This window comes from Formosa undariae (assembly GCF_042427615.1).
Lineage (GTDB): Bacteria > Bacteroidota > Bacteroidia > Flavobacteriales > Flavobacteriaceae > Formosa > Formosa undariae.
Genome location: NZ_JBHMEZ010000011.1, coordinates 1 through 11863 on the forward strand (window position 1 = coordinate 1; position 11863 = coordinate 11863).

Here is an 11863-nt window from a genome sequence, read left to right on the forward strand (position 1 = left end):
TTATAGTAATATAGAGGACATGTACTTGCAAAAGTACCGAGGGGAGCATTGTTTTTTTATTAAGTTAAAAAGAGTTATTATAAAAGTATTTATGTAGAAGACCATCAGGGTCCTTTTTCAATATGTTAAGATATTTGCGCAGTTGCGCGGTTGATTAGACTGTATTAATTACATCTAACGATCAACAATTTAAGGTGATTATTGCGATAGGGCTCACCTCTTACCATTCCGAACAGAGAAGTTAAGCCTATTAGCGCCGATGGTACTGCATTTGTGGGAGAGTAGGACGTTGCCTTTTTTAAATCTAAATCCTCAATACTTTTGTATTGAGGATTTTTTTTGCTTTATACTTTTTTGAGAGTATAATACAGCTAAATCTCAGTGGAATTATACAGGTTGACAATTGAAATAGAATTTAACGTTTGTTAAAAAAGAAATGCCTTGAATTTATCATTAGAACTTCCTTTCTGTATTTTTTGTAAAATGCTAAATAAATACGTTTTTGTAGGATGTTCGAGCGGATTCTAGAACAGCACGGTATTTTGTTATCCCCATTTTGTTTCTACGTATTATCTTAATGCCTTTATCAACCTTCAATTTGTAGTCTTCTTAGTTGTCTTCGATTTGTTTCTTTTATAAACCAAGAACATCATTGTAGAATGATAAATTACTATTCCTGGATTTTTTGACTTCACATTAAGGTGTTTAATCACCGTTCTACTAAAAGTAATATACTAGTGTATTTTATTGGTTTTAATTAAAATAAACGCATTTAAAAGTGTTTGTTTTTTGTATACCATTTTATTCTTTTTATATGGTACAATCTTAACCTTCTATCCGTTCTTCAATAAAGCGAATTGTAATGATTTGGCGAAATAGTTTTATGGTAATGATAACGATAAAAAGAATTTTACATTTATTTTCATAAGCTAACAAATGTCATATAAAGTAAAGCGAGTAAGATATATCTTTGAAATGTGTTTTTTAGGAATCGATTAACCTAAAATAATTGACAATTTTTTGATTACTATTTTTTTTTAACCTTCAGCTTGTTAATTGTATTAAGCTGAAGGTTTTTTTGTGCCTTTAATTCATCTTAATTAAACTACAGTATAAGAATCATTTAGTAGGGTGGCATTCTCAATAGTTGTGTGTGAATTGATAGATAATTTGATCTTTGTAAAATAGAAACCCATAGAATTTATCATTAGACGTTCTTAAACTATGGCTATCAGAGTTGCTTGTAACCATTTACATTTGCAAATCACAATATGAATCAAAGCAATGTTAAATTGTTTATAGATTATCATAGGAGAGAACTTAAAAATGTAGATTTTTTCTCTTCTGAAATAAACTACATAAATGTAAAACACAATAATTTGTCTTGATCCTTAATAGGTTCATTTTACAGGGATACTATAACTAATTTAAAAGATCAAGAGCAAACTTATAAAGGGGGCAATAAAAATTTAATTGGCTTATCTAGTTGTCTTACTTTATTGACTAAGAGAAATCTCATTGCTTGCTTTATAAAGTGTATCCTGAAACTATAAATTAATTTTGAAACGTTCGATAAAAACGTAAAGGCTATCAAAAATTGATAGCCTTTATAAACAATTAAGTCAATGAAGAGATTAGAATGTAAATGCTATTTTTCCGCGAATATAAAATGGTGTTCCTGGTGTAAAGTGAATTTCATCTACTGATGCTTGTTCATCAAATAATCTGCTTTCTGTCGCAAATTGAGTTTCGTTCCATTCCGTGTCAAACAAATTTTCAACTATTATACTGTATGTCCATTTATTCCACGTGTAATTCACATTAAAATCTGTTACAAAATAACCTGATGCCACTATAGAATCATCTTCGTTTGCCGGTCTATCGTCTATATATCTGTAATTTAATCCGCCAGAAAATCTTCCTAAATTATCTACTAATAGTCCTCCTGCCGATGTTAAATCAGGTGCTAATGGTATGTAGTTTTCTCCATTAGGGTCATCTACACTTCTTCCATGCGAGTAATTTATATCGGCGTATAAATAGAGCCAATCTAAAGCTTGGTATCTTGCACCCAAATCTACACCTAAACGCTGTGTTCTTCCACTTGGTTCAACAATCGCCGCATCACCGACATACACAAATTCTTGTTCAAGAAATAAATACCATAAACTTGCATTTAAAGCTAATTTGTCTGTTGGTTTTAAAAGGGTTCCCAAATCTGCTCCGTAGGCTGCAGGTAGAATGGATTCTCCGTTGTTTGCTACTACCACTCTCGTATCATTGGAATGAAAGCCCATACCTGCTTTTAAAAATAATTGGACAGTATTGTTTACAGAATAAATAGTATTCATTTTAGGACTTATACGCATTTTTGTTTCGGCTTTATCGCTATACGTTTCAGATAGTTTGTCTTCATATTGAAACTTGAAATAATCTATTCGTGCCGAAGGATTAAATGTCCATTTTCCTGTCTTAAATTCGGTATTCAAAAATGCATAGGTATTTACCTCATCGATGTCACCTAATGCTTTGTAATCTAGAATCGTTTTTCTGTTTAAAGTATGGGATAATTCAACATCGTCTACATTATCATATCTAAATCCAACTCCCGCTTGGTACTTAAACATTGTGTTTTCTCCTAATTCTATATTTCTATGCTCGTAAACGGTATTGGCGCCAGTTGTTATTCTTTCTTCAAATTGTCTAATCTGATCTCCATTTATAGGGTCGTCTAAGAAAAATGTGAAATTAGAAAACAATTCAAAATTGTATTGCGAAATATAGGCGGTAGTTTTAAAAGACTTATCGTCGTCTATTACTTTGGTATGGTTTAATAATAAATTTGTTCTGCTGGTTTCTCCGCCTTCGGTATCGTCTATCGAACCAAACCGATCAATACTACCATTATCTATTGCACGTTGCGGAATTTGACCAGAAGCATCCCATTTGCTTTGAAAATGTGAAGCAGTTAAATTCAATTCTTGATCGCCCGCTAATTTATAATTATAACGTGCTAAAATATTTATTCGACTAAAATTTTGAGGCGAATCGAATGGGCCGTCAGTAAGTGATAATTCAGAAGCAATGTAAGCGCTACTTTTTTCCGTATCTACTACATTAAACATTCCCATAATACGGTTAGTATTAAACTGCCCAGCTTCTAAGGATATATAATTATTATCAATCGATTTTTTAAGTCCTAAACCAACATAACCCGCAGTTGCAAAATTACCTTGATCTGCATAATATGGACCTTTTCCGAAGTTAATATTATCTATGGTTTCAGGAATTACAAAGTGTAAATCTGAATACCCTTGACCATGGGCGTGAGACACCATATTTACCGGTAATCCATCGACTGTTAAATTAACATCGGTACCATGATCAATATCGAAACCTCTTAGGAATATTTGTTCTGCCTTTCCTCCACCTGCGTGCTGACCAATAATTAATCCTGGTACTTTTCTTAAAATTTCTTGAGATGATTTTACTGGACTTGATTGCACATCTACATCAACAAATTTGCTAAATGCATTTATTTCTGCTACCAATCTTACTTGATTTAATGAAATATTAGCATCTTTTAAAGTGATTGTAATTGGAGTGTTTAAATTGTCCTTAGTGACACGAATAGTTTTTGGTTCGTAACCTAAACGGGATACATATATGGTATCGTTTACTTTCGTTTTGTTTATAGAAAACCCTCCTGTTGTCGAAGAATGTGTATGTATTTGTGTCGTTTTGTTAAATATGCTTACTTCTTCTACAGGGGTGTTTTCTGTATTAATTATTTTTCCAGTGACTTGTTGTGCATAGGTTAAATACGAAAGCAGTATAACTGCTACTGTTAAAATATGTTTCATTATTTCATAATTTGGTTGTCCTCTAACTAAAGAGTAATTAATATTTGGCTGTAGTCAATATATCGGCATTTTTTAAGATTAAAACGCACCAGATTTTAGACGGTTTACAAATACTTACGCAAATTTTATCATGAAGGTTTTAAATTGAGTGAAATAAATTATGAAAATTGTTGAGCGGCATTTAAATTGTGGGTAAGTTATTATAGTAATATAAGAAAAAAGGATATTACTATTTTCAGAACGGGTAGATGTCAAGTCAAAATTTAAAGAGCATTGCGATCTTAATATATGCTTATTAGTTCCGTATTAAAGCGGAAGATGTAACATAATGCTATAACCAAAATGTAACACCGAAATAGTATTGATTTTAAGTTTTAACTGAGTTTCAAAATAAAAAGAATTCGAATATTGAAAATACCGATTAATTAGAGTTTAGATTCTTATTCTGGAGTGATAATTAATTGTCTGTTTAAACTGAAAAGTATAAAATATAGAAAAGTGATATTACCGAAACAAATATCCAAAGTGTGGTCGCAAATGCCATGGGTTTCCATCCCGTTGTTTTTAAATCTGAAACTGACATTGTAGTCCCTACTAAAAATAAAGTTACTACTAATAAATGTTTGGATATAGAAACAAAAGATGTGGTTAATGTTTCTGGTAAAAGATTGGCACTATGAATTAAAATAGCCGCAATAAACAAGATGATAAACATTGGAAATTTTATTTTCTGACCACTATTTTTGAATAAAAACATAGATACGATAGACATTGGTATAATCCATAAAGTTCTAGACAATTTTACCGTAGTTGCAATTTTTAAAGCTTCTTCTCCATAAGTAAGTGCAGCACCAACCACAGAGCTGGTATCGTGAATCGCTACGGCGCACCATAAACCAAATTGATGCTGATTTAATCCAATATAATGTCCCAAGTAAGGAAAGATAACTAGAGCAATAGCATTTAAAAAGAAGACGACCCCAAGTGCCATAGTTATGGTTTTTGTGTCTGCTTTAATAATGGGTGAGATGGCCGCAATGGCGCTACCTCCACAAATTGAAGTTCCTGAAGTTATAAGATGCCCGAGGGATTTATCTAAATGCAAATATCTTGATAAAATTAAGCCGAAACTCACGGTTAAAAACACACAAAATAAAGTCAGTCCGAAACTAGAAATACTGGTTTGTATAGTTTCTACAATAGACATTCCAAACCCCAATCCTATTACCGCTATCTTTAATAAAAAATTGATACTTTTCTGACTCTCTTGTAAAAACGGATGTTTAAAAAATAAAGTAAAAATGAATCCTAATCCGAGTGCCATCGGGCTCGAAATTTGCCCGGCTAACGCAAGTGCGATAACTGCAAAAAAATAGATTTTAGATAGATGCATTTTCATTGTGTCTTAATTTGAAACAAAGATACAATGAGGTTATGCTTTTTTAAAGATGAAAAAAGTTATAGGTAATAACTTTTAGTTATGATTAAGTTTTATAAGTTTTTCAAAAAAGTCTTTTGTTTTTGACTGAAATCCCTGGCGTGATACAAAATAAAACCATCTTTCGAAATTAAAATTCTGAATATCGATTATTTTCAATTTGTTATTTAGTAAATCGTCGCTAACAGAATGAATAGAGAGTAAAGCATAACTTTTAGAATGGTATAAATAATTTTTAATTGCAATTGTACTATGTAAAGTGACATGCGATTTTAAGTGCTTAATACCGTATTCGGTTAATTTTTTATAGATAATTTCCCGTGTTCCAGAACCATGTTCACGTTCTACCATTGGTAAGTTTTCTAAATCGCTTAGTTGTAAGACGCCGGTTTTAAATTTAGGGTTATTAACATGTGTTACTAGTACAATTTCATCTTTTATAAATTTCTCGTATTGTAATTGTTTGTTGTTACTACTTCCTTCTATAATACCAAAATCTAATTGCAAACTAGTAATTAAATGTTCAATGTGTTCGGTGTTTCCACTTATTAATTGAACGCTTGTATTGGGTGTGTTTTTTTCGGATTTAGCTAAAATTTGTGGAAGAATAAAATCTGCTAAAGTAGTACTTGCTCCAAATTTTATTAGCTTTTGTTCGTTTTGGTCTAGTGTTAAAAAATGATTGTCTAATTCGGCATGAAGCGCAAGAATTTTTTCAGTATATTCTAAGAAATCAAGTCCGTCGGGAGTCAGTTCAATATTATTTCCCAACCGAATAAAAAAGGTTTTTTTATAGGTATCCTCTAGTGTACGTATGGTTTTCGAGACGGCTGGTTGCGATAAATTTAAAATTTCGGCAGATTTTGTAAAGCTTAGATTTAAAGCGACTTCTTTGAATATTTTAAATTTAACTTTCATAAGCGTATTATAGGTTTTATAATGTAATCATTGGCATTCAAATTAGCTTGAAAAGCAAAAATCGATTTGAAATATATCCAAATCGATTTTGTATTCTTACTATTTTAGAATCTAAAATTACATGGTTTCAAGACTTTTAAAACTTTCAATTTGAGTTGCTTGAATTACGTTGTCTAGGTTGCTAGTATCTATGCCGTTAATGTAATCGGCAGGAACAATAACAACTCTAAAAAATTGATTTTGTGTATAACTACTATCCAATGTATTAAGATCGATATCAGAAGTTAAGAAAATTCTATAATCTACATCAGTAAAATCATAGTTATAAGTTAGCATTCCTCCACCAGTTAGGTATTCTGTTTGTGGAACTAGTCTCCAAATTTCTTGACCATCTACAGTCTCCCAAGATATATATACTAAAACGACGTCCGAGGACACTATGTCAAATCCATAGTCTTCTTGAATTTGGAAGGCATTAGCTGAATTAAAATCACGTTCAATTTCAAAAGCAACTCCAACGTCTCCGTCGACTCCATCGCGTCCTGCAGGTCCTTGATCTCCTTCACAAGATGTAAATACTAAAGCTAAACAAAATAGGGCTATTATATGTTTCATAAATTCAATTTTTTTGGACGATAATCTCGTCATTTTAATTTAAAATTAAGATTAATTAATCGAAAAGGCAACTAATTGTGATTTTTTGGGAATTTTTTATTTCAGTAATAAATTTTTAAAACATGAATATCTGGATCTTGGAAATTGGTAATTAAAGCTGTTGTATTAAAATAAATATTAGTTAGTATACAAGCATTTTACTTGGCATGCTGTTTGTCTTTTTAAGTTCTAATTTTACTGTTTCTAAGGTACGGATTCTGTAATAAATGTACGGCAAAGGGTCGCAGCTTTTTGGTTAATAATTCATTAAGTATGGTAGTTGTCGTTATGCGGATGTAACATGTTTACCATCTAAAAAATAGATATACTTAAAAATGAAATTGCAAATACTGTAGGTAACTTGGTCTTATTATTATATGTAAATAGTTTACAGGAAAAGGTCCGCTATAAAAGAGAAATAATAAGAATTAATTGTATTTTAATAAAGTAAAAAAAAATTAAAAGATGATTTTAATAAGCATCGACATATATTTGTTAGAATATAAATTTAATTAGGGAACTTAAGTGTCCTATATTTTTGTTTAATAATTCATTTGATTGAAATTTTATATAGTCATTACCAATGAGAAAATTTACTATTATACTATTGTGTTTAGGCCTTTGGGCATGTAATTCGTCTGAAAAAGAACAGAAACAAGTGGTCGAAGAAGAAGTGTCTCCCTTTGTTTTTAAAGACGATATTGAAAAATTAGAATATACCGATTATGTTTTAGATAATAAGGCGGAATCGGATATCGAATCTTGGGATAAGTTTAAAGAACTGGAAGGTATTATATTACAATTAAAAGCTGGAGATGTTTCTTATTTTCAAGGCACGTCTAAAGCTATCGAAACTTTATCGAAGGAGGTTTTGGAAGGTATTCCAGAAGTTGTCAATACACCATCAATACAAGCACGCTTTTTAAGTTTAGAAACTAAAATGCTTAAATTACAAAGTGTTTTAAGTTTACGCAATATTCCGAAACCGGAACAATTACAAAATGTAAAAGAAACCTTGATTGCATATTCGAATTTAAATCTTCAAATCAATAAAAAATACGAGAAAGATTCTCAAAATATAGAAAAACCATGAGCGACTTAAAACATGTTTTAGTCTCGATGATTCTGGTCTTTTTTGTGGTGGTGAATACCAATGCTCAGGATCTGAAGTCAGAAAAAATTCGTCATCAGAATAATACAGAGCAGGCCATAGGTATAAACTTAGATGCTTGGCATAAAGCAGCAGCCGAAGCTAATTTTAATTCTTATTTTAAATTAATGACTACCGATGCCGTTTTTATAGGAACAGACGCAAGTGAACATTGGGATCTTGATGCTTTTAAAGCGTATAGTAAACCGCATTTCGATAGGGGAAGTGCGTGGACTTTTACTGTTTTAGAACGACATGTTTATCAGTATAATGCAAAAGTCGCTTGGTTCGATGAGTTGTTACAGACTCAAATGGGAGTATGTCGCGGATCGGGAGTTATGAAACTTGAAGATGGAACTTGGAAAGTTGCGCATTATGTGCTTTCTGCGACCATTCCAAACGAAAAAATGAATGCTGTTATTCCTTTAAAGGAAACCGAAGATTCTATTATCATTAAATCGTTTACCGAATAATTTTTTGAACTCAACTGCAGCTCTATGAAGTATTTCTATTTTCTTTTCATCTTATTTTTTCTGTCATTCTCATCGTATGCTCAAGATTCTGAAGAGGACAAACAAGAAATGACTAGTGCAGAGAAGAACGTTAAAACTGTAATTATTCCGACCATTACATATAATAATAGTTTTGGAACCATGTTTGGTGCTATGGCATCTGGTTTTTATAAACTGAAAGCTAGCGACACAATTTCTCCTATATCTAAATCTATGGTTATAGGTACTTATAGTACAAATAAAACATGGATGGCTATTATGCCAAACACATTTTATTTTAATGAAGATAAACAGCGTGCAAAATTTGTATTGGGAGTCGGGTCTGTTAATTTTCAAACCTATTTAGATTGGGGTGATTTTTTAGAATTTTTACCTGATGATATTTTTAACTCCATAGACCCTGAGGGTAAATTTGTCGGATATAATAATGCGTTTCAATTTGCATTTGCAGAGTTCATAACCGAAGTGTATAAGAAATTATATATCGGAGGGCATTTGCTGTACTCTCATAATCTTACAGATTTTGATATCCCTTTGAAAGCAGATGAAGAAAATAATCTATTTGGTTTTGGTTTAGCATCGGTTTATGATACACGGGATAACCAAATGCGCCCTTTAAGTGGGATGAATGCAAAACTGAGCACCATGCATTTTCTAACAGGATTAGGAAGTAGTGCAAATTATTCGAATGTTAATATGGAGTACAACAAGTATTACCCAATACAGGATACAAATACCATGTTGTTAAGAGGCTATGCTCAAATAGCAATTGGAGACGTACCTTTTTCAGGACAGAATGTTGTTGGTCGGGACGATTTAAGAGGGTATTCTAATGGTAAATTTAGAGCAGATCAGGTTTACGATGTGCAAACGGAGTATAGACATGCTTTAAATAAAAAATGGGGTTATGTTGCTTTCGCCGGTGTTGCAACTGCAATTAACACAGCTAGCGATATCAGTTTAGATAATACGTTGCCCGCTATGGGGGCAGGCGTACGGTATTTGGCTATCCCAAAAGCGAATATTAATATTGGCTTCGATGCGGCGGTTGGCCGAGACGATTGGGGTGTTTATTTTAGAATTGGTGAAGCATTTACGAGATAGACTGTCCTTGTATTTCTTTTGTGATTTTATTGTCATTTAAGGTTAATATTGCTATATGTTTAAAATTAAGTTAGGTTAATTGCTTATTGTTCAGTATATTTAAGATTAATCTAAAAATTTTTCATTATGGGTATTAAGAGTTTTGTAGGAGCCAGGAAGAAACAAAATCAGGTAATAGAGCATGTTTCTGTAAGAGTTTGTGATTATATGAGCCGAGATTTAATAACATTTAAACCAGAAGAATTGGTAGAAGATGTTATTGACAAATTAATTTCAAATAGAATTTCTGGAGGTCCAGTAGTTAATGATAATTTTGAACTTATCGGAATTATTTCTGAAGGAGATTGTCTGAAACAAATTAGTGATAGCAGATATTATAATATGCCAATGGAACAACACAAAGTGGAAACACGTATGATTAGAGATGTTGAAACTATAGATGGTAATATGAATATCTTTGATGCTGCTAATAAGTTTTTAGAGTCTAAACGTCGACGTTTTCCTATAGTTATAGATGGTAAATTAGCTGGGCAAATCAGTCAGAAAGATATTTTAAAGGCAGCACTTACATTAAAAGGTCATAATTGGAAATAAATAGAGGTTTTTAACTGTCTCTTTTTACTAGTGCATAATAATCGCCTTCTAGAGGTAAATACCCTTGATTATATATAAAGTAGTACGTTGTTCCTGCTTTTGTAATATATATACTTGTAAACAAATTAAAATCGAACCCTAAATTAAGTAGCTTTAATTTAGTGGTTTTTGTTTTTTGTTCTGGATTTAAGGTTTCTAAAATCCGCCAATTTTTACGTAATTTATTATTTGTATTTCTAATTAAATTTTTAGAATCCTTGTTAATCTGGTTGTTATAGGCATTTCTGCAGTAATCGTTACAAAACTTTTTGTCCGATCTTCCTATAATTTTTTCACCACATTCTAAACAAGATTTATCCATTTTTATAATTTAAAACATTTTAGATACACCGACAGCTAATACCCAAGAGTCGTATGCATCAAAACGGACATCATAACCTACAGCGGCACCAAGCTCGAAGGCATTAGGTAATTCTAAACTGTATTCTACTTCGCCTCGTATTAAAAATAAGTCCTCTTCTTTAGCAAATTCTTCTCCTACACCCAGCATAAAGGTAAAGTGTTCTCCGGGTTTGTAAGCAGCCATTAAAGCAGGGGCAATAGGTAATTCACGCTCTAAAATTTCAATTTCCCCATCTTCACCTTCTTCATGTACTTCATAAGTTTCCAAGATAAAATCGGTGTGAAGACCAATTCCCCAGGTTTTATTTATCCAATAGTTGTAGTTTAAACTAACCATGGGAACAACAAGCCATTTTTTTCCTTCAGAATGACTGCCTTGATAAATATGGGCATGTCCAATCATGGCTCCAATTTGATGACGATGAAAGTGTTCTCCTTCTTCATGTTCTAATTCTGTAGCATGCTCTGTTTCATGTTCTTGTGCATAGCTTGTATACGTCGCTAGTTGAAGTAGAATTAAAAAAAGCAGAATGTTTTTCATGGTTGGTTTATTTTGGAATAAAGTTAAATAATAATTATATGAGTCGTTTATATTTTCAAATAATTTTTTGAAAAAATTGACTACCTATTTAATGAATTTATATCCATTTACAAACGACTACAATCGGATGTAAATGAGTTTAAATAGTTATAAACCGACTGTTATTTAAGCATCATTGCATCTTTGTAACGTCTTAAAACACTAAGGCAAATAGTAATTGTTTAACATAAAAATTTATAATTATGAGCACACTTAGAAACAAAGTACAGTTGATTGGAAACTTAGGAAACGATCCAGAAATTATTAATTTAGAATCAGGGACCATGCTAGCGAAATTCTCTATAGCAACTAACGAAAGTTATAAAAATAAAGCAGGAGAAAAAGTAACAGATACGCAATGGCACAATGTTGTCGCTTGGGGGCCAACAGCTAAATTGGTAGAGAACTATTTAACTAAAGGAAAAGAGGTGGCTATAGAAGGGAAATTAACTTCTAGAAGCTATGATACCAAAGAAGGAGATAAGCGATTTATTACAGAAGTTGTTTGTAATGAAATCGTGATGATGGGAAAATAAAAGGAATAAAACAAGAGGATGATCCCTTTAAAATCATCCTCTTGTTTTATTTTATATTGCTCTTTTTCTTTTTTTTGCGTTTTTCACGAAAAATTTGAAACAACATATATAT

The 11863-nt window shown here is 31.7% G+C and carries 11 protein-coding genes and 1 rRNA gene; 6 read left to right on the forward strand and 6 right to left on the reverse strand.

All coding sequences use genetic code 11. The features are described from left to right. The first annotated feature begins 190 nt into the window (after window positions 1–190). Window positions 191–298, forward strand: a 5S ribosomal RNA gene (gene rrf / locus ACFFVB_RS08675). A 1336-nt stretch (window positions 299–1634) separates the two neighbouring features. Here the strand turns inward: rrf and ACFFVB_RS08680 are convergent. From ACFFVB_RS08680 to ACFFVB_RS08695, 4 genes are all read right to left on the reverse strand, one after another. After that, complete coding sequence (locus ACFFVB_RS08680; protein WP_382382330.1) at window positions 1635–3863, reverse strand: TonB-dependent receptor; 2229 nt, start codon at window positions 3861–3863, stop codon at window positions 1635–1637. Between the two features lie 469 nt (window positions 3864–4332). Then, window positions 4333–5262 carry a YeiH family protein gene (locus tag ACFFVB_RS08685; protein ID WP_382382331.1) on the reverse strand — a complete coding sequence of 310 codons (930 nt, stop codon included), beginning with the start codon at window positions 5260–5262 and terminating at the stop codon, window positions 4333–4335. 75 nt (window positions 5263–5337) lie between these two features. Then, window positions 5338–6219: a LysR family transcriptional regulator gene (locus tag ACFFVB_RS08690; protein ID WP_382382332.1), complete on the reverse strand. Its 882-nt coding sequence runs from the start codon at window positions 6217–6219 to the stop codon at window positions 5338–5340. A gap of 117 nt (window positions 6220–6336) precedes the next feature. Beyond that, a complete protein-coding gene (locus ACFFVB_RS08695) occupies window positions 6337–6834 on the reverse strand; it encodes a hypothetical protein (RefSeq protein ID WP_382382333.1) in 498 nt (165 codons plus the stop codon). A 622-nt stretch (window positions 6835–7456) separates the two neighbouring features. On the opposite strand from ACFFVB_RS08695, the gene ACFFVB_RS08700 reads away from it, so the two are divergent. The 4 genes from ACFFVB_RS08700 to ACFFVB_RS08715 all read left to right on the forward strand — a co-directional run bounded on the left by ACFFVB_RS08700 (window position 7457) and on the right by ACFFVB_RS08715 (window position 10233). Beyond that, window positions 7457–7966, forward strand: a complete 510-nt coding sequence (locus ACFFVB_RS08700) for a hypothetical protein (protein WP_382382334.1) — start codon at window positions 7457–7459, stop codon at window positions 7964–7966. Continuing rightward, the gene (locus tag ACFFVB_RS08705) at window positions 7963–8496 is read left to right on the forward strand and encodes a nuclear transport factor 2 family protein (RefSeq protein ID WP_382382335.1); all 534 of its coding nucleotides are present in this window, start codon (window positions 7963–7965) and stop codon (window positions 8494–8496) included. The genes ACFFVB_RS08700 and ACFFVB_RS08705 overlap by 4 nt, the downstream gene beginning before the upstream one ends. A gap of 24 nt (window positions 8497–8520) precedes the next feature. Then, a complete protein-coding gene (locus ACFFVB_RS08710) occupies window positions 8521–9639 on the forward strand; it encodes a BamA/TamA family outer membrane protein (RefSeq protein WP_382382336.1) in 1119 nt (372 codons plus the stop codon). Window positions 9640–9765: 126 nt separating this feature from the next. Beyond that, window positions 9766–10233 carry a CBS domain-containing protein gene (locus ACFFVB_RS08715; protein WP_382382337.1) on the forward strand — a complete coding sequence of 156 codons (468 nt, stop codon included), beginning with the start codon at window positions 9766–9768 and terminating at the stop codon, window positions 10231–10233. 10 nt (window positions 10234–10243) lie between these two features. Here ACFFVB_RS08715 and ACFFVB_RS08720 read toward each other — a convergent pair whose 3' ends face one another. Both ACFFVB_RS08720 and ACFFVB_RS08725 read right to left on the reverse strand, forming a co-directional pair. Beyond that, on the reverse strand, window positions 10244–10594 hold the full coding sequence (locus ACFFVB_RS08720; protein ID WP_382382338.1) for a hypothetical protein: 351 nt from the start codon (window positions 10592–10594) through the stop codon (window positions 10244–10246). 9 nt (window positions 10595–10603) lie between these two features. Next, window positions 10604–11176: a hypothetical protein gene (locus ACFFVB_RS08725; RefSeq protein WP_382382339.1), complete on the reverse strand. Its 573-nt coding sequence runs from the start codon at window positions 11174–11176 to the stop codon at window positions 10604–10606. 242 nt (window positions 11177–11418) lie between these two features. Between ACFFVB_RS08725 and ACFFVB_RS08730 the strand changes: the two genes are divergently transcribed. Continuing rightward, a complete protein-coding gene (locus ACFFVB_RS08730) occupies window positions 11419–11751 on the forward strand; it encodes a single-stranded DNA-binding protein (RefSeq protein WP_382382340.1) in 333 nt (110 codons plus the stop codon). Window positions 11752–11863: the final 112 nt, after the last annotated feature.